The sequence below is a fragment of the Pseudomonas sp. DL genome (assembly GCF_047199225.1).
GTDB lineage: Bacteria > Pseudomonadota > Gammaproteobacteria > Pseudomonadales > Pseudomonadaceae > Pseudomonas > Pseudomonas aeruginosa.
The window spans coordinates 76344-94076 of the sequence record NZ_CP178323.1; the positions used below are offsets into that span (position 1 = coordinate 76344).

12 protein-coding genes are annotated in these 17733 nt (G+C 69.9%); 3 read left to right on the forward strand and 9 right to left on the reverse strand.

Annotation, left to right across the window (positions count from 1 at the left end):
* The first annotated feature begins 45 nt into the window (after window positions 1-45).
* The 3 genes from prlC to ACI766_RS00370 all read left to right on the forward strand — a co-directional run bounded on the left by prlC (window position 46) and on the right by ACI766_RS00370 (window position 3510).
* On the forward strand, window positions 46-2091 hold the full coding sequence (gene prlC / locus ACI766_RS00360) for an oligopeptidase A (protein ID WP_016852309.1): 2046 nt from the start codon (window positions 46-48) through the stop codon (window positions 2089-2091).
* Complete coding sequence (locus ACI766_RS00365; RefSeq protein WP_003083624.1) at window positions 2088-2363, forward strand: YheV family putative zinc ribbon protein; 276 nt, start codon at window positions 2088-2090, stop codon at window positions 2361-2363. The genes prlC and ACI766_RS00365 overlap by 4 nt, the downstream gene beginning before the upstream one ends.
* Before the next feature lie 88 nt (window positions 2364-2451).
* Window positions 2452-3510: a PA0069 family radical SAM protein gene (locus ACI766_RS00370; RefSeq protein WP_087823755.1), complete on the forward strand. Its 1059-nt coding sequence runs from the start codon at window positions 2452-2454 to the stop codon at window positions 3508-3510.
* Between the two features lie 229 nt (window positions 3511-3739).
* On the opposite strand, the gene tagQ is transcribed toward ACI766_RS00370, so the two are convergent.
* The 9 genes from tagQ to ACI766_RS00415 all read right to left on the reverse strand — a co-directional run bounded on the left by tagQ (window position 3740) and on the right by ACI766_RS00415 (window position 17733).
* Entirely contained in the window at window positions 3740-4654 is a 915-nt protein-coding gene (tagQ, locus tag ACI766_RS00375; protein ID WP_003106614.1) for a type VI secretion system-associated lipoprotein TagQ, read from the reverse strand.
* A gap of 61 nt (window positions 4655-4715) precedes the next feature.
* Window positions 4716-6428 carry a type VI secretion system-associated regulator TagR gene (gene tagR, locus ACI766_RS00380; protein ID WP_003106615.1) on the reverse strand — a complete coding sequence of 571 codons (1713 nt, stop codon included), beginning with the start codon at window positions 6426-6428 and terminating at the stop codon, window positions 4716-4718.
* Window positions 6421-7620 (reverse strand): type IV secretion associated ABC transporter permease TagS, encoded by a 1200-nt coding sequence (gene tagS / locus ACI766_RS00385; RefSeq protein ID WP_003083634.1) that lies wholly within the window; start codon window positions 7618-7620, stop codon window positions 6421-6423. The genes tagR and tagS overlap by 8 nt, the downstream gene beginning before the upstream one ends.
* Window positions 7620-8339, reverse strand: coding sequence for a type IV secretion associated ABC transporter ATP-binding protein TagT (tagT, locus tag ACI766_RS00390; RefSeq protein WP_023121834.1), 720 nt, complete (start codon window positions 8337-8339; stop codon window positions 7620-7622). The genes tagS and tagT overlap by 1 nt, the downstream gene beginning before the upstream one ends.
* Window positions 8336-11434 carry a serine/threonine protein kinase PpkA gene (gene ppkA / locus ACI766_RS00395; protein ID WP_016252829.1) on the reverse strand — a complete coding sequence of 1033 codons (3099 nt, stop codon included), beginning with the start codon at window positions 11432-11434 and terminating at the stop codon, window positions 8336-8338. Before ppkA ends, tagT begins: the two co-directional genes overlap by 4 nt.
* Before the next feature lie 7 nt (window positions 11435-11441).
* The gene (gene pppA, locus ACI766_RS00400) at window positions 11442-12170 is read right to left on the reverse strand and encodes a serine/threonine phosphatase PppA (RefSeq protein ID WP_003106965.1); all 729 of its coding nucleotides are present in this window, start codon (window positions 12168-12170) and stop codon (window positions 11442-11444) included.
* A 9-nt stretch (window positions 12171-12179) separates the two neighbouring features.
* Window positions 12180-12860 carry a type VI secretion system-associated protein TagF gene (gene tagF, locus ACI766_RS00405; RefSeq protein WP_003106966.1) on the reverse strand — a complete coding sequence of 227 codons (681 nt, stop codon included), beginning with the start codon at window positions 12858-12860 and terminating at the stop codon, window positions 12180-12182.
* Window positions 12857-16387 carry a type VI secretion system membrane subunit TssM gene (tssM, locus tag ACI766_RS00410; RefSeq protein ID WP_087823753.1) on the reverse strand — a complete coding sequence of 1177 codons (3531 nt, stop codon included), beginning with the start codon at window positions 16385-16387 and terminating at the stop codon, window positions 12857-12859. The genes tagF and tssM overlap by 4 nt, the downstream gene beginning before the upstream one ends.
* Window positions 16384-17733, reverse strand: a complete 1350-nt coding sequence (locus ACI766_RS00415) for a DotU family type VI secretion system protein (protein WP_003115051.1) — start codon at window positions 17731-17733, stop codon at window positions 16384-16386. Before ACI766_RS00415 ends, tssM begins: the two co-directional genes overlap by 4 nt.

Sequence of the window (17733 nt, forward strand, 5' to 3'; positions counted from 1 at the left end):
TTGTATTTAAGATGGTCGGGTATTTCCTTAGCCAAGGTTGCCAACGTGAGCGCGAATCCCCTTCTGCAGGCCTACGACCTGCCGCCTTTCTCCTCCATTCGCCCGGAACACGTGAAGCCGGCCATCGAGCGGATCCTCGCCGATAACCGCGCCGCCATCGCCCGCCTGCTGGAAACCCAGCGCGAGCAGCCGACCTGGAAGGGCCTGGTGCTGGCGATGGACGAACTCAACGACCGTCTGGGCGCCGCCTGGAGTCCGGTCAGCCACCTCAACGCGGTGTGCAACAGCGCCGAGCTGCGCGAGGCCTACGAGGCCTGCCTGCCGGAGCTGTCGGCCTACTCCACCGAGCTGGGGCAGAACCGCGCCCTGTTCGAGGCCTACGAGGCGCTGGCGAAGAGCCCCGAGGCGGCCGGCTTCGACGTGGCCCAGAAAACCATCCTCGAACACGCCCTGCGCGACTTCCGCCTGTCCGGCATCGACTTGCCGGCGGACAAGCAGAAGCGCTATGCCGAGGTGCAGTCGCGCCTGTCCGAGCTGGGTAGCCGTTTCTCCAACCAGCTGCTCGACGCCACCCAGGCCTGGACCAAGCATGTCACCGACGAAGCCGCGCTGGCCGGCCTGACCGATTCGGCCAAGGCCCAGATGAAGCAGGCCGCCGAGGCCAAGGGCCTGGACGGCTGGCTGATCAGCCTGGAGTTCCCCAGCTACTACGCGGTGATGACCTATGCCGATGACCGCGCCCTGCGCGAAGAGGTATACGCCGCCTATTGCACCCGCGCCTCCGACCAGGGCCCGAACGCCGGGCAGAACGACAACGGTCCGGTGATGGAAGAGATCCTCGACCTGCGCCAGGAGCTGGCCGGCCTGCTCGGCTTCGCCAACTACGCCGAGCTGTCGCTGGCGACCAAGATGGCCGAGTCCAGCGACCAGGTGCTCAGCTTCCTCCGCGACCTGGCGGTGCGCAGCAAGCCGTTCGCCGCCCGCGACCTGGAGCAGCTGCGCGCCTATGCCGCCGAGCAGGGCTGCGCCGAATTGCAGAGCTGGGACGCCGGCTACTACGCCGAGAAACTCCGCGAGGCGCGCTACAGCGTGTCCCAGGAGGCGCTGCGTGCCTACTTCCCGGTGGACAAGGTGCTTTCCGGCCTGTTCGCCATCGTCGAGCGCCTCTACGGCATCCAGATCCGCGAACTGCACGATTTCGAACGCTGGCACGCCGACGTACGCCTGTTCGAGATCCTCGAGAACGGCGAGCACGTCGGCCGCTTCTACTTCGACCTCTATGCCCGCGCCAACAAGCGCGGCGGTGCCTGGATGGACGGCGCCCGCGACCGCCGGCGCGACGCCCAGGGCCGGCTGATCGACCCGGTGGCCTACCTGGTGTGCAACTTCACCCCGGCGGTGAACGGCAAGCCGGCGCTGCTGACCCACGACGAGGTCACTACCCTGTTCCACGAGTTCGGCCATGGCCTGCACCACCTGCTGACCCGCGTCGAGCATGCCGCCGCCTCGGGGATCAACGGGGTGGCCTGGGACGCCGTCGAGCTGCCCAGCCAGTTCATGGAGAACTGGTGCTGGGAACCGGAAGGCCTGGCGCTGATCTCCGCCCACTACGAGACCGGCGAGGCGCTGCCGCAGGACCTGCTGGAGAAGATGCTGGCGGCGAAGAACTTCCAGTCCGGGATGATGATGGTCCGCCAGCTGGAGTTCTCCCTCTTCGACTTCGAGCTGCACGCCACCCACGGCGACGGCCGCAGCGTGCTGCAGGTGCTCGAGGGCATCCGCGACGAAGTGGCGGTGATGCGTCCGCCGGCGTACAATCGCTTCGCCAACAGCTTCGCGCACATCTTCGCCGGCGGCTACGCGGCCGGTTACTACAGCTACAAGTGGGCCGAGGTGCTGTCCGCCGATGCCTTCTCGCGTTTCGAGGAAGAAGGCGTGTTCAACCCCGATACCGGGCGTGCCTTCCGCGAGGCGATCCTGGCCCGCGGCGGCTCCCGCGAGCCGATGCTGTTGTTCGTCGATTTCCGCGGTCGCGAGCCGTCCATCGACGCCCTGCTGCGTCACTCCGGGCTGGTCGGGGAGGCCGCATGAGCCCGGCGATCACCAGGAAGCGCTTCATCGCCGGGGCGGTCTGCCCGGCGTGCAGCGAACAGGACAAGATCCAGATGTGGGAAGAGGACGGCGTGCCGCACCGCGAATGCGTGGCCTGCGGCTACGCCGACACGCTCAACGCCCAGGGCCAGTCGATCCCGAAGGAGCTGGGTACGCGGGTCAACCAGAACGCGCCGAAGCCGGCCAACCCGAAGGTGCAGTCGGTGCAGTTCTTCCCCAATCCCAAGCTGAAGAAGAAGCCCGACGCCTGACCGCTCGCCGCCGACCGGCGGCGATGGCTGTGGGCCGGGGCCCGGTGCGATACTGTATCCATATACAGTATTTCGCCGGGTTCCCCTCATGAGCGCTCCCCTGCCCCCGCGCGGTCGCGGTACCGCCAGCGACCCCCTCAACCGCTTCGCCCCGACCCACAGCGAGGCCTTCGACGATGGCTGGGAGCAGGACGTGCCGCCGATCCAGCTCACCGAGGTGCGCGAGGAGATCGCCCGCACGGTGATCTCCCGCAACCAGTCGCCGGACCTCCCTTTCGATCGTTCGATCAATCCCTACCGTGGTTGCGAGCATGGCTGCATCTACTGCTATGCGCGGCCCAGCCATGCCTATTGGGACCTCTCGCCGGGGATCGATTTCGAGACCCGGCTGATCGCCAAGAGCAACGTCGCCAGCGCGCTGGAGCAGGAACTGAGCAAGCCCGGCTATCGCTGCGCGCCGATCAACCTGGGCGCCAATACCGACCCCTACCAGCCGCTGGAGCGCGAACGCCGCCTGACCCGCCAGGTGCTGGAGGTGCTGCTGCGCTTCCGTCACCCGCTGACCATCGTCACCAAGGGCTCGCTGATCCTTCGCGACCTCGACCTGCTGCGCGAACTGGCGGAGCAGAACCTGGTGGCGGTGATGATCAGCCTGACCACCCTCGACGACGAGCTGAAGCGCATTCTCGAACCGCGCGCGGCGGCGCCCTCGGCGCGACTGCGGGCGATCCGCACGCTCAGCGGCAACGGCATCCCGGTGGGCGTGCTCTGCTCGCCGATGATCCCGATGGTCAACGACATGGAGCTGGAGCGCCTGCTCCAGGCGGCGCGGGACGCCGGCGCGCGCAGCGCCGCGTACATGCTCCTGCGCCTGCCGCGCGAAGTCGGCCCGCTGTTCGAGGAATGGCTGGCGGCGCACTACCCGCAACGCGCCGAGCATGTGATGAGCCTGGTCCGCCAATGCCGTGGCGGCGAGGTCTACGACAGCCGCTTCGGCCACCGCTTTCGTGGCCAGGGACCGTTCGCCGACCTGCTGGCGCAGCGTTTCGCGGTGGCGATGAAGCGCCTCGGGCTGGACCGCCGCGAGGGCTTCGGGCTGGATTGCAGCCGGTTCGCCGTGCCGGGGGCGCAGATGGCGTTGTTCTAGCGTTTTCCCCGCGGTGCAGCATTTCGTATAGGGCGGAGTAGCGGCGGAGCGTGCCGGTGGCGATATCCGCCCTGCGGGAAGAACCGCTGCCGCCGGGAAGCCGGAAACGTCGGAAGCAGCCGTCCCGGCGAACGCTCGACCTTCAGGCCGGTCGGGTCAGCGCGCCAGCCCCCTCAACGAAACGGCGACCCGAAGGTCGCCGTCGCGTTCGTGCCGGTAACGAGGCCGATCAGGCCTTGGCGCAGCTCGGCGGCGCCCAGTCGCCCATGTCCGGGCTGTTGCAGACTTCCCGGATCATGCCCTGGCCCTGGGAGGCCACCTTGTTGCCTTCGCTTTGCGCGTCCTGGGCCTTGCGGATGGTCTGCTCGGTGGCGACCGCTTCCTTCGGCACCTTGGGATTGCTGCCGGTCTTGGGCTTGCTGCCGCCTTTCGTAGTGCTGGCGCGGTTCTCGGCCTCGGCGACCTTGGTCACCTCGGCGCGCGGTACGCCGACCTGCTGCAGGTCTTTCTCGTAGGCCTGGGTGTAGTTGCTGATGTTCTCGCCGGCACGGCCGTTGGCGGCGACCAGCAAGGCGTTGGTCTCCTGCAGGCCGCTGACGATCTCGGCCAGGCGCTTGCGCCCTTCGGCTTCGTTGATCGACTTGTTCTTGCGACCGTCGAGCAGAGCCTTGAACTGGCTCTGGTAGCAGCTTTGCGCCGACTTGGCGTAGGCCACGCTACGGTTGATCTCGACGGTGCTGCGGTCGACGTCGGTACCGTAGGAGCCGATGCGCGCGCGGTCATCGCTGATCTGCTTCTGCTTCTCCATGTAGTAGCCCGCCGCGCCGCCGGCCAGGGCGCCGCCTGCGGCAGCGAGGGCGGCATTGCGGCCGCGGTTCTCGTCGCTGGCCAGGCCGCCGGCCAGGCCGCCCAGGAGGCCGCCGGTAATGGCGCCGGTGATGGCCGAATTGCGCACTGCGTTATCGGTGCTGCGCAGGTGCGACACCGGCTCGTAGCAGGACGGGTAGTATTCCGCGCGGGTGGTCTGGGCGACCGAGCCGACGCCGCTGCTGGCGCAGCCGCTGAGCAGCACGCCGCTGGCGGTCAACAGGCAGAGCGCGTAGCGCGCCGAGGTGATCAAACGGTTTTCGCTGGGTTGGCTCATTGCATCTCACTCCTGGTTTGATGAACCGCCCGGCTGCCGAGAGGGGCCGGACGGAACTCCTTCAACGCCCGCTGGACGCGAGCAATTCCTTCAATACCGCCTCCGGCTCGGCCCGGTGCTGCTGGCGATAATCTCCGACGTGTTTGACGAACAGGGTCGCGCGCTTGACCAGGCTCTTGCCCAGAACCGGGTTGCGATTGAGTTCTTCCTGGATGCGCTGGAACTGCGCCTGGATCACCGCGTCGGTGTAACGGGTGCCGGTGGCGAGGTTGTCGATGTAGATGGCCAATGCGCCATCGAGGGCGCTGCGCCCGTTGGCGATGGCGCCGGCATAGAGCTGGGCGGTCGCCTGATCCCTGGCTGCCACGGCTTTCTCCCTGTCCTTCTTGAGGTTGGTCAGGCGTATGTTGTAGTTGTTGATCGTCTCGGCGACCAGTGCCGCCGACTGTATCAGGTTTCCGGCGGCCTCTTCGCGCTGCCGGGCGATCAACGAAACGTTACGCTTGAGTTCCTCGTTTATCTGGGCCAACTGCGCCTGCATCTGCGGGTCGCGGGTGGCGGCAATGATTCCGTCCAATTGCTTGGTGGGATCTTGAGCGTCATCGATGGCATCGGTCAATGCCGCTAGTCGGCCTTCCTTCTGCCACTGGGCGAACAGCTCGGGATAGCGCGAGCGCGGCGCGGACAGCGCGCCGATGGCGACACGGAAACCGGTGGTCTCGTTGCGCTGTTCGCTGCCGTCGGCGGCGAACAGCGGGTATTCGCGGCGCATCCCGGTGAATAGAGTCATCTCGCCTTCGAGATAGTTCCCGCCCTTCACCACGAAACCGCCATATGTGCCCTGCCGGCGACCGGCGTGGACCAGTTGGAAGGACTCCTGGACCATCTCCGCGGCATTGCCGATCACGTCGAACAGGCCCAGCGGGTTCGGCCGCTTCATCCCTACCGGCAACAGTCGCGCGGCCTGCCCGGTGCCGCCGGCGACCTGGTTGTACACCGCCCAGTCGCCCAGCGGGCCTTCCTGGTCGCTGCCCTCGACCTTGCGCGGGAACAGCCGGCCTTCCAGTTCCTGGCGGCTTACCGCCTGGCCGCCGCGCGCGGCGAACTCCCACTCGACCTCGGTGGGCAGGCGGACGAAGCCGATGCCGCCGTCCTCGGGATTCTTGCCGCGGCCGCTGACCGGCAGCAGTTCCGGGTGGTTCTTCAGCAGCCAGGCGCTGTACACCGCGCCGAAGCGTTCGGCGTCGAAGCGCGAGAGGTTGACCTTGGGCAGCCGCGCGGCCATCCCGTCCGGCACGTCGCAGGCCGGCGCCTCGCCCTGGCCGGAGAGCGCGGCCGCCTGGCTCATCACCGCGGCGTACTGGCGGGCGGTCACCTCGTACTTGCCGATGAAGTACAGCATCGGCTTCAGCGGGGTGCCGGCGGCAGGCTTCGGCAGGCTGGCGGAGAGCTTCTGCTGCCAGGCCGGTGCCAGGTCGGCGAGGCTGAACTGGCCGTTCACGTAGTCGCGCCGGTAGCCGGAGATGAACGACTGCTGGTAGCCCGCCTCGCCTTCGTTGAAGGCGTAGCCGAGGTTGACCTCGCGATCGTCGAGGGCGCCTTCGGCGAGTACGTAGACATGCCGGAAGACCATCTCGCCGCCACACGGCAGCGGCAGGGCGACGTCGTCGGCCAGCGGCTTGGGATTGTCCGGCGAGTCGCCTTCGGCCCAGGCCGGCGCGGCAAATGCCAGGCAGGCGCCAAGGGCGAGCGGAAGAATGGCTTTCTCAAACATCGCGTAATCCCTCTGCGGCTTCGATCCGCGCCGCGCGCCAGCCGCCGCTGGCGGCGGCCAGGACGCTGCACAGCAGCGTGGCGAGCAGCGCCGTCAGGTAGTGGCTGGGCAGCAGGCGGCAGACGAACTCGCCGCTCTGGTTGTCGAACAGGTGGTTCAGCGCGCCGGCCGTGGCGGCGTACAGCAGCCCGGCGAGGAACAGGCCGAAGACGGCGCTGAACAGCGCCAGGAGCATGACGAAGCCGACCAGCGCGGCGGTCGGGAAGCCCAGCAGACGCAGCACCGCCAGGGCGCGGCGCTTGCGTTCGACGGCGGCCAGGCTGCTGGCGGCGATGGCGGCGAAGGCACCGCCGATGGCCAGCGCGGCGACGATCCAGAACACCAGGCCGAGGTTGCGGCTGAGGCTGCGCACCTGGGCGATGGCCTCGGCCTGGGTGGCGACTTCCACGCCACTCGCGACGAAGTGCCGGCGCAGCCCTTCCACCGCATCGAGGTCTCGGGCGTACAGGCGGAAGCCCGGGTAGATGCGTGCGCGCGGGGTCTCGCCGGCCTTCCCCGGCCAGCCGTAGGCGGCCACCGCGCGACCGTCGCGATAGTCCTCGGCGGCTTCCAGCAGGGCCAGCGGGGCGAACAGCGCGTCGCGGGCGAAACGCTCCTGCGGCAGCACCGCGAGCACTTCCAGCTCCAGGCGCTGGCTCTGTGCCTGGCCATCCATGCGCCGGCCGATGCGCGCGACGATGCGCTCGCCAGGCTGGGCGCCGAGTTTTTCCGCGGCGCCGTGGCTGAGCACCACGCGGGTCGGCCGGTCGGGTTGCGGCAGGCCGGCCAGCAGCGGGTCGCCGGCGGCGCTGGGAATCATCTCGACGCTCAGGGCGGTCTCGCCGCCGCCGCTGAGGTCGGCGGTGGCGGCGATCTGCCGGGTGCGCGGCACGGCGAAGGCGACGTCCGCGCGTGCGGCCAGGGCGGCGATGTCCTCGGCACGGTAGCGGGCGCCGCCGACCGGAATGATCTCGCGCACAGAAGGCGCGCGCTCCAGCCGCTCGGTGAGGGTGCTGACCAGGCCGTACTTGAGGCCGAACAGCACCAGCAGCGGGGTGATCACCGCCGCCAGGGCGAAGATCGCGCAGAGCGACAGGCGCGCCTCGCCGCGGTAGTCGGCCCAGGCCAGCGAGAGCAGCAGGCCGGCGCGCATCAGCCAACTTCCTCGAGGCAGGCGCCGACGCTGTCGTCGGCCTCGCGTTGCCAGCGGATGGCCAGGACTTCCAGGCCGGCGGCGCGAGCCAGGCGCTCGTCGTGGGTGGCGACCACGGTGCAGGCGCCGCGCTCGCGGGCCTGCTCCACCAGCAGGCGCATCACCCGTTCGGCGTTCAGCGGGTCGAGCGCCGCGGTCGGCTCGTCGGCCAGCAACAGGCGCGGCGCATGCGCCAGGGCGCGGGCGATGGCGACCCGCTGGCGCTGGCCGACCGACAGCGCCGCCGGTTTCTTGTCCAGCTGGTCGCCGATTTCCAGCCGCTCGGCCAGCGCCTGCACGCGCTCGGCGGACGGGGCGCCGAGCAACGCGCAGGGCAGGCCGATGTTGCGCCGCACATCGAGGAACTCGAGCAACCCGCCGCTTTGCAGCACGTAGCCGCAGTGCTGCCGGCGCAGCGCCGCCAAGCGGTCCTGGCGGCCGTCGCGCCAGAGCGCGGCGATGTCCTGCGGGCGTTCCCCGGCGAGGAAATCGAAGCGCCCGCCCGGGTCCGGCGCCAGGGCCAGCGCCAGCAGGTCGAGCAGGGTGCTCTTGCCGCAGCCGCTGGGGCCGACGATGGCCAGCTGGCGACCCGCGCGCAATTCCAGCGCCGGCACCCGCAGGCGGTAGCGCTGGCGACCGGCGCCGTGGCTGCGGGCGACCTCGTGCAGGCGCAGGATCATGGCAGCGTCGACAGCGGCACGCGGTACAGCGCGTCGCCGGCGTCGGCGTCGCCGAACCGGACCCAGTTGGCGACGTCGTTGTGGAAAGTTTCGTAGAGGCGGATCTTCGACTCCAGTTCGTCGATGAAGTCCTGCTGTTCGGCGACGCTCAGCGACAGCCAGAGGTCCTGGGTCATGTTCAGCGACTTGCTGCGGTACGGCAGGCCTTCCAGGTATTCGCCGAGCACGCCGCTCTGCGCCAGGTTGCTGCCCTTCACCAGTTGCGCCGGGTCGCGGCTCATGTAGGCGCTGGCGCTGGCGATTTCCTGGAAGAAGTCCTTGGGCGAGGTCTGGGTGCGCTTGGCCGCGTCGACGATCAGTTTCAGCGACTGTTGCAGTTCGTTGAGTTGCAGCTTGCTCAGCAGCACGCAGACCTGGAACGCCGGCAGCGCCGGGTTGGTCAGGTCACGGTCGGCGGTCCAGGCGGTGACGACCTGCGGCGCGCGCACCGGGTCGCGGCGACCGAGGAATTCCATCTGCATGGCGTAGCCGATGGCCGCCGACTTGCTCGCCACGCTTGGCGCGGCGTCGAAGCGCGGCGCCTGCGGCTTGCGGTTGCCGGCGTCGTGGACCAGGTCGGCGAACACCGTGCCGATCTCCTTCACCGTGTTGCCGAAGGCGTTCACCTCGCCGCCGGCCACCGGGATGTAGAGGTCGGCGATCTTCGGGTTGGCGTCGGCGGTGAGGCTGCGGTACTGCTGCTCGGCGTAGCCGTGGTTGTTCTTCCCGGCCGGGGTGCGCAGGTGCAGGGCATAGATCTTCACGCCCTTGCGCAGCGCCGCCTGGCGGACCTCGGCCTCGTTCATCTGGGTGCGCCCGAGCGGGTCGTTCTTGCGCAGCGCGCCGGCGTCGGTGACCAGCAGCACCACGCGCCCGGCGTAGGGCGACCAGTCCATTTCGTCGACCGCCTGCATGATCCCGGCGAAGGCGTCTTCGTTGAACGAGTGGCTGGAGACGTCGGTGGCGCGCACCTGGCTGCTCAACTCGGCGAAGCGCTGCGCGTCGTTGCCCGGTTGCAGCGGCACCAGGGTCTTGCTGACGTATTCCAGGCCGGGGGTCTTGTCGGTGTTGTTGCGGAAACCGACCAGGCCGAAGCTGACCTTGTCCAGGTCGCCGCGCTCGCCGATCTGCCGCTGCAGGCCGTCGATCACCTCGCGCACGCGGTCGATGTAGGGCTGCATCGACACCGAGGTGTCCACCACCAGGACGATGCCGGTGCGGAAGGTGTCGCTCGCCGCGCCGCTGGCGCCGCCCTGCCCGGCCTGGCCCGGCGCCTGGGGTGCCGCGGCGCTGCCGCCGGGGTCGATCGAGGCGACCTCCAGCAACTGCGCCGGCTGGCCGTCGGCGTCGAAGCTTTCCTTCGAGTCGAAGATCGGCAGCAGGTAGAACTGGTCCTGGGGGATCGCCCGGTCGTTGGGCTCGACCGCGACCACCTGCGGATCGCCCTTGTGATCCACCGCCTGGGTCAGGGTATCGCGCGCTGCGCGGGTATCGCCGAGCAGGCGCTCGACCTGCTCGGCGCTGTTGAGGAACATCACCGGCGCGCGGCCGGAGCGTTCGGTGAACTTCAGCACCAGGCTCTGCTTCCAGTCGCTCACCGCGCTGGCCGGCAGCCAGCCGTCGCCCTCGCCGTTGCTGGAGGCGCCGACGCGCAGCCAGGGGCTGCCGCCGACCTGCTTGCGGGCGTACACGTAGAGCACCGAGAAGGCCGGCACCGCGCCGGCCCGGGGCGGGCCGCCAGCCTCGGCGGAGATGGCCGCGCCGGGTTTGGTCAGGACGCGCTGGAACAGGGTCTTCTTGCCTGGCATCAGCAGCGGACGCTCGCCGCCGTCCTGTTCGGCATCGGCCACCGGGGTCTGCTGCTGCGGCTTGTCCGCCGGCGTCTGTCCCAGCGGCGCTGGATCGGCAGCGCTCGGCGCGTCGCCCGAGCCCAGCAGCCACCAGGCGCCGCCGCCGATCGCCAGGAGCACGGCGGCCGCGGCGGCGGCGATCAGCGGCGTGCGGCTGCCGCCGGCACGCGGCTTCGCCGGTGGCAGCGGAGGCGGCGGGGGCGATGGCGGTTTCGCCGCTTGCGATGGCGGAGGCGGGGGCGGCGTGGCGCCGCCGGCGCTGGGCGTGACCGGCGGCAACTGGATCGATACCGGTTGCAGGCCGCCGAGGTCGGCGGGCGGCATGGGCGCGGGTTCGGCCGGCGGCGGGTTGCTCGCTCGCGGCGAGCCCTGCGGCGTCGCCAGCGGACGGATCTGGGTGGCTTCCAGGGCGCTCGGCGCCAGGCGGTCGAGGGCGGCGATCAGCGCGCCGGCGGTTGGGAAGCGCTCGGCCGGGTCCTTGGCCAGCAACTGGCGCAGGATGTCCTGGTAGCGGCCCTGCTCGATCGGCAGTTCCGGCAGCGGCTCGGTGAGGTGGGCCAGGGCGGTGGAGAGCGAATCCTTGCCGTTGTAGGGCAGCTTGCCGGTGAGGATCTCGTAGAGCACCACGCCCAGCGCGTAGAGGTCGGCGCGGCCGTCGATCTCCTGCCCGCGGGCCTGCTCCGGGCTCATGTAGCTGGGGGTGCCGACGGCGAAGCCGACCTGGGTGAACTGGGTATTGTCCTCGATCGACTTGGCGATGCCGAAGTCCGAGAGCACCGCGGTGCCGTCGGCGCGGAACAGGATATTGGCCGGCTTCACGTCTCGATGCACCAGGCCCTGGGAGTGCGCGTAGCCGAGCGCGGCGGCCACCTGCCGTACGTAGACCAGGCCCAGCTCGGGATCGAGGCCCTGCTGGATGCGCTCCTTGAGCGTGCCGTTGGGCAGGTATTCCATGGCCATGTAGTAGCAACTGCCGACGTTGCCGATGTCGTGGATGGTCACCGTGTTCGGGTGCGACAGCCGCGCCAGGGTCCGACCTTCGCGCAGGAAGCGTTCGGCGAAGCTCGGGTCGGCGGCCAGCGCCGCGGCCATCACCTTCAGCGCCACCTTGCGCTGCAGCGAGCGCTGGGTGGCCAGGTAGACCGTGGCCATGGCGCCTTCGCCCAGCTCGCGTTCGATGTCGAATCCCGGAAGTTCTATGTCCATGTCCGTCTCAGAAGGCCCTGACCACCAGGGCCGTGATGTTGTCCGGGGCGCCGCGGGTCAGGCCCAGGTGGACCAGGCTGCGGACCACCGCATAGGGATCGCTGTGGCTGAGCACGTCGCGCAGTTCGCTGTCGTCGGCGGTCTTGTTGAGGCCGTCGCTGCAGAGCAGGAAGCTGTCGCCGGGCAGCACGTGCAGCGCGGCTTCCGACAGTTCCAGTTGCTCGTGCACGCCGACCGCGCGGGTGACCACGTTGGCGCGCGGATGGTGGCGCGCCTCTTCCTCGCTGATCAGTGCGTTGTCGAGCAGCTCCTGGACGTAGCTGTGGTCCCGCGAGATGGCTTCCAGCACGCCGCCGCGCAGGCGGTACAGGCGGCTGTCGCCGGCCCACAGGCAGCTCGCCTGGTTGCCGCGCGCGGCGAGCAGTACCAGGGTGCTGCCCATCACGCTGACGCCACGCAGGCCGGCCTCCTGGCGAACCCGCTCGTTGACCTGGGCGAGGCCGGTGCGCAACGCGCCGACATAGGCCGGTAGCGAGGAGGCCGCCGGGATGCGCCGCAGGGTATCGACGATCAGGCTGCTGACGAAGTCGCCGGCGGCGTGGCCGCCCATGCCGTCGGCGACCACCCAGAGTCCCGCCTCGGGGGCGTCGAGACTGGCGTCTTCGTTGACCTTGCGGACCATGCCGACGTGGCTGTAGCTGGCCGACCTGTAGTAGCTGACTGAGTTGGGCACCATCAGTTGTCCTTAACCGGGTATGCCGGGAAAGAGCGGGATCACCTCGCCCTCTCCGGTGAGGAATCGTCCGAACGCCGGCGCCGGCGGCAGGCCCTGGTAGCGCATCAGGCCGGCGGAGATCCGTGCCGAGCCGCGTCCCCACCAGTGGCTGGCGCCGTCGCAGGCGTGCTGGGCCAGCGCGGCGAGGCGCTGCGCCGGGGTCACCGCTTCGCTGCGCAGCAGGTTGCCGCTGATCAGCGATTGTTCGATGCGCGGTCCGCAGGGCGGTGCCGGGAGCTGCGCCACCGCCTGCTCGAAGGCCTCGACCTCGGCCTCCGGTTCCAGGGTGGAGAGCAGCAGGCTCTCGACCTGTTCGAACCAGCCGTCGTCGCCGCCGACCAGCCCGCCGAGGTCGGCGTTCGCCGGTAGCAGGCAGGCGACGGTCAGCGGGAAATAGCGACCGACCCGGTCGATGCTCGGCATCACCACTCCGGTCACCGCTTCGCCGCCGAGCAGGCCGGGGGCGATGGCGAAGCGCCACAGCGGGCTGGTCAGGTAGGCGTCGAGCCAGGCCGCGCCGAGCTCGTCCTGGCTGGCGCGCATGCCGCTGGCCAGCCAGGCGTCCCAGGGTTCGACGAAGGTGTTCGGCAGGCCGCGGCTGACGAAATCGCCGCGGCCGGCCAGCTTGCCGTAGAAACCGACGCTGTTCAAAGGCGCTCCGGGAGGCTGAAGCCGGACACGACCCGGCTCTTGAAGGGGTTGAAGGCGCTGCTGGCGCGCAGCTCGCAGGCGATGCTGGAGCCGTCGATGCGCAGCCGCAGGGTGAAGCGGTCCGGCGAGTTGCCGCGTTCCAGGTCCGACTGGTCGAGCAGGCGGAACCAGGCCCAGGGGCCTTCCAGGGTCAGGCCGGAACGGCCGCTGCTGGGCGGCGGCGTCACCGTCAGGCGGACCACGCCGAGGCCGTTGGCGCTCGGCCACTGCATCGCCACCGGGCGGCTGGGGCCGTGGTCGTAGGTCAGCTGCTGGCCGTCGAGGTCGAGGATGAACTGGCTGATCGCCGCGTCCATGGTCACCGGCTTGAGCTCGAAGCGCACCGTCGGTTGCATGCCGCCGGAGCGGAAGAAGGCGTCGCGGATCGCCGCTGCGCGCTGGAAAGTGTGCAGCACGCCGGGGTTGATGCCGAGCTTCTGCGCCGCGCCGGGCTGCCAGCGCCAGGTGCTGGCGGAGGTGTCGACGTAGGGTTGCAGGTACTGGCGGAAGTAGCTGTCCATCACCCCACCGGCACCGAAGAAGTGGCCGAAGTCTTCCAGGGTGGCGTCGCGCGAGCTGCCGGCGGCGATCGGGTAGCGCCCGGCCAGGGACTGCCGGTAGACGCTGACCACATCGCTTATCCAGGCCGCGTTGAGCTGGTTGCGCACGCTGCCCATCATGCTGCTGGTGGTGGAGTTGACCACGTTCTTCACCAGGCCCTGGACCACCGGCGGCTGGCGCTCGGCGCTGAGGGCCACGCGCGAGGCGGCGGCGGCCACCTGGTTCTTGGCGTCGCCGAGCAGCGAGTCGCCGCTGGCTCCGGCCATGGCGCTGACCTGTACGTAGAGCGCGTTCATGTCCTCCAGCAGGCTGTCGATCGGCGCCGGCTCGTTGCCGCCCTCGCCCTTGCTGACCAGGCTGTTGAGTTCGGCGAAGTGGGCGCTGATCGGGTCGCTGTCGACCTGCCGCGGCTGTTCGCGGGTGCCCTCTTCCTCCTGGCCGACCAGCGAGCCGAGGCGCTGCTTGAGCTTGTCCACGGTGCCGTCGGCGGCCTTCTTCACTTGCGCGGCGACCAGCCGGTCGCCCTTCTGCAGGTCGGTCTCGCGGGCCACCGCCTCGAGCAGCTTGCGGAACGGCGAGGTCGGCCCGGAGAGAATGCGCAGCACGTCGGCGGCCTGGGTGACATTGGTGATCGGCACCACGGTGAGGTCGGCGAGCAGGTCGTCCCACTGCCGCAGGTAGTCCTGGAAGTACAGGCGACGCACGTCGAGGGCCAGGTTGGCGGCATCGCCGGCATCGTTCAGGTCGCGCCCGAGCACCCACTGTTCCTCGGCGATGGTGCCGGCCTGGCTGAGGCTGGCGGTGAGGAACACCTCGCGATAGCCGCGATAGGTGAAGAAGCCGCTGAGCGGGTCGGTGAGCGGCTTGCCGCTCTTGCGCGCGAACACCAGCGGCGCGTCGCGGCCGGCGGCGTCGCTGATGCGGAAGTCGGGCACGTCCTTGGGCAGCCTCTGCCGCTTGACCCGGTCGTAGACCCGCTGCGCCACCGGCAGTTGCTGCAACTGGCGGCGCAGGTCCTCGACCTGGTCCTGGTCCAGGCGCGCCGACGGCGGCCGCCGTTCGAGCAACGCGTCGAGGTGCGCGTGCAGCGCCTGGCGCTGTTCCGGCGAGAGGTCGCGCGGCAGGTTGCGTTCCCAGTCGAGGCTGATCCAGGCCTTGATGAAGTCGGCGTCGTAATGGTCCGGGCTGCCGAGCATCAGGTAGGCCTTCAGGCCCTCGTAGAGGAAATCGCTGCTGCCGCCGGAGCGCAACTGTTCCTCGATGCGGGTCACCAGGCGCGGGGCGAACACCGCGATCAGCAGCTTGCGGTAGACGCTGGCGGACTCCTCGCCGAGCATGTCGCCCTGGTACAGCCCGTAGCCTTCGGCCCAGCTCGGCGCGTCGCCGGCGAGATTCTGCACCGCGTTGAGCTGTGGCAGTACGGCCAGGACGTCGCGCTGGGCCGGGCTCAGCGACTCGATGCCGCGCGCCAGCGGGTCGACGCGCTGGTCGACCGCGGCGATGTAGCTCTGGTTGGCGCGGTAGCTGGCGATCCATACCGCCGTCACCGCCAGCACCACCAGCGCGGTGGCGCTCAGCGCGCCGATGGTCAGCCACTTGCGGCGGCGCTCGACCTTCGGGTTGGTGCCGACCAGGCCGCGTTCGCCGAATGCCACTTCGCGGAACAGCCGCTCGATGAAGTAGCTGCGCCCGGTTCCGGTCTGCCGCGCCAGGTGCTGGCGGTCGAGGTTCATCGACTGCGCCATGCTGCCGATCAGGCGGTCGATCGGACTGCCTTCCTGGGTTCCGCTGGTGAAATACAGGCCGCGCAACAGCGGGCGTTCCTCGTAGGGGTTGGGCTTGAACACGCCGTTGAGGAACTCGCCGAGGCATTCGCGCAGGGCGGCGAATTGCTGCGGGAAGCCGTAGACCAGGTCGCGCCGCGCCGGGTCGCGCTCCTGCTGCAGGCGTTCCACCAGGCGCGCGGTGAGACGCTGTTCGAGCAGGGCGAATTCGCTGTCGAACACCGCCAGCGGGCCTTCCGCGCTCTTGCCGTCGTCGAGGGCGAAGGTCATCCCCCAGACCTGCGCGCGTTCCTCGCGGTTCAGGCTGTCGAAGAACTCCATGAAGCCCGGCACCAGGTCGAACTTGGTCAGCATCACGTAGATCGGGAAGCGCACCCCGAGCTGCTGGTACAGCTCCTGGATGCGTGCGCGGATCGCCTGGGCATGGGCGGCGCGCTCGGCGTCGCTGCCCAGCAGCAGGTCGGAAAGGCTGATGGCGATGAACGCGCCATCGATGGGGCGGCGCTTGCGCTGGGTCTTGAGCAGGTCGAGGAAGCCCAGCCAGGCGGCCTTGTCCACCTGGGCGTGGCTGTCCTGGGTGGTATAGCGGCCGGCGGTGTCCAGCAGCACCGCTTCGTCGGTGAACCACCAGTCGCAGTTGCGCGTGCCGCCGACCCCGCGGATCGCCCCGGCGCCCATCTGTGCGGCGAGCGGGAAGTCCAGGCCGGAATTCATCAGCGCGGTGGTCTTGCCCGAACCGGGCGGGCCGATGATCACGTACCAGGGCAACTCGTACAGGTTGCGCCGCTCGCTGCCGCCCAGCTTGGCCCGCTTGAGCAGGGCCAGGGCCTCGTCCATGCGTTGCTTGAGGGTCGCCAGCTCTTCGGCGGTGGCGACGCTGGCGGCGTCCGGCGCGCTGACCTCGGCGAGACTCTGCATGACCTTCGCCGCGTTGCGCCGGGCCTGCACGATGCGCAGCACGCGGAAGCCGGCCCAGACCAGGAACAGCAGGACGATCAGCACCCAGCGGCTGGTCGCCGAGGCCAACGGTTCGTAGTTGCCCAGGCGCAGCAGCGGGCCGAGGAACCAGATGATCAGGCTCAGGGCGAGCAGGCCGAGCACCGGCACCACCCAGCGCGCGAAGAAGTTGAGGAAGCCTTTCATTGCGCGCCCTCCGCGAATACGGTGATTTCCACCCGGCGGTTGCGTGCGCGGCCTTCGGCGCTGGCATTGGTCGCCACCGGCTCGGTGTCGCTGCGCCCTTCGGCGGTGAAGCGGCCGGCGTCGCCGGTGGTCGCGCCGAGCAGGTCGGCGACCTCCTGGGCGCGGGCCTGGGACAGCTTCCAGTTGGACGGGTAGCGCAGCGTGGCGATCGGCCGGTTGTCGCTATGGCCGGTGACCAGCACCTGGCCCTTGACCTTGCGCAGGGCGTCGGCGATGCGCAGCAGCAGCGGCTGGAACTCGTCGCGCACGCTGGCGCTGGCGCTGGCGAACAGCTCGTCGCCGCGGATGGTCACCACCGAGCGGTCGACGGCGTCCTCCACCGCCACCCGCTGGGCCTTGATGTCGTCGGCGAGGAAGCGCGCCAGGCGTGGCCGCTCGATCACCCGCGGCTGCACCGCCGGGCGGTCGATGGCCTGCACCGGGATCTCGCCGATGGCGTGGATGCGCTTGAACACCGGCTCGGCGTCGGCGGCCAGCTTCATCCGCAGGCCGAACAGCAAGGCCAGCAGCAAGGCCAGGCCGATGGCGATACCGACCCACGGCGGCAGGTATTGCGAAAGGCGGTCGCGCATCACGCTGAGGCCGCGCCAGTGCGGCGACAGTTCGTGCTCGTACTCGCCGCGGGTGCTGCGGATCACCGCCGCGGTGCGCTCGCGCAGCGCCTCCAGTTGGCTGCGGCCGTCGTGCATGACCCGGTAGCGGCCTTCGAAGCCGAGGCTGGTGCACAGGTACAGCAGCTCCAGCAGGTGCAGGCGCTGGTGCGGGTTCTGCAGGCAGTGTTCGAGCAACTGGAAGACCTTCTCGCCGCCCCAGGCCTCGTTGTGCAGGGTGATCAGCAGGCTCTGCTTGCCCCAGTCGCTGGTGCTGCCCCACGGCGTGCTGAGCACCGCTTCGTCGAGGGCGGTGCAGAGCACGTAGCGCGCCAGCATCACTTCGTCCGGCGCCACGCCGGCCTGGCGTGCCTTCTCCTCGAACTGGCGCAGGTAGCCGAGCAGTTGCGCGCGCAGGCTGGCCGGCGCCGGATGGGCGATGGTGTTGCGCAGGCGGGTGAGCATCGCCAGCAGTGGGCCGGCGGCCTGCTCCAGCGGGTTGAGGCCGTCGCCGCGGCCGCTCAGCGGCGCCAGGCTGGCCATCGGCGGCGGCGTGTAGGGATCGCCGCCGCGGGGGCCGCCGGCCGGTTCCGGGGCGCGGCCGCCGGGACGCGGCATGATCATGGTGCGGTCGTCGGGCGGGCTTCCGTTGCCGCCGCCGGCCGGGGTGCCGAAGGGATCGTCGATGGGAGGCAT

Excerpts from the sequence above, each read along its gene's own strand:
- ACI766_RS00365 (WP_003083624.1), top strand. The coding sequence starts at position 2,088 with ATGAGCCCGGCGATCACCAGGAAGCGCTTCATCGCCGGGGCGGTCTGC.
- ACI766_RS00370 (WP_087823755.1), top strand. The coding sequence starts at position 2,452 with ATGAGCGCTCCCCTGCCCCCGCGCGGTCGCGGTACCGCCAGCGACCCC.
- tagQ (WP_003106614.1), bottom strand. The coding sequence starts at position 4,654 with ATGAGCCAACCCAGCGAAAACCGTTTGATCACCTCGGCGCGCTACGCG.
- tagR (WP_003106615.1), bottom strand. The coding sequence starts at position 6,428 with ATGTTTGAGAAAGCCATTCTTCCGCTCGCCCTTGGCGCCTGCCTGGCA.
- tagS (WP_003083634.1), bottom strand. The coding sequence starts at position 7,620 with ATGCGCGCCGGCCTGCTGCTCTCGCTGGCCTGGGCCGACTACCGCGGC.
- tagT (WP_023121834.1), bottom strand. The coding sequence starts at position 8,339 with ATGATCCTGCGCCTGCACGAGGTCGCCCGCAGCCACGGCGCCGGTCGC.
- ppkA (WP_016252829.1), bottom strand. The coding sequence starts at position 11,434 with ATGGACATAGAACTTCCGGGATTCGACATCGAACGCGAGCTGGGCGAA.
- pppA (WP_003106965.1), bottom strand. The coding sequence starts at position 12,170 with ATGGTGCCCAACTCAGTCAGCTACTACAGGTCGGCCAGCTACAGCCAC.
- tssM (WP_087823753.1), bottom strand. The coding sequence starts at position 16,387 with ATGAAAGGCTTCCTCAACTTCTTCGCGCGCTGGGTGGTGCCGGTGCTC.
- ACI766_RS00415 (WP_003115051.1), bottom strand. The coding sequence starts at position 17,733 with ATGCCTCCCATCGACGATCCCTTCGGCACCCCGGCCGGCGGCGGCAAC.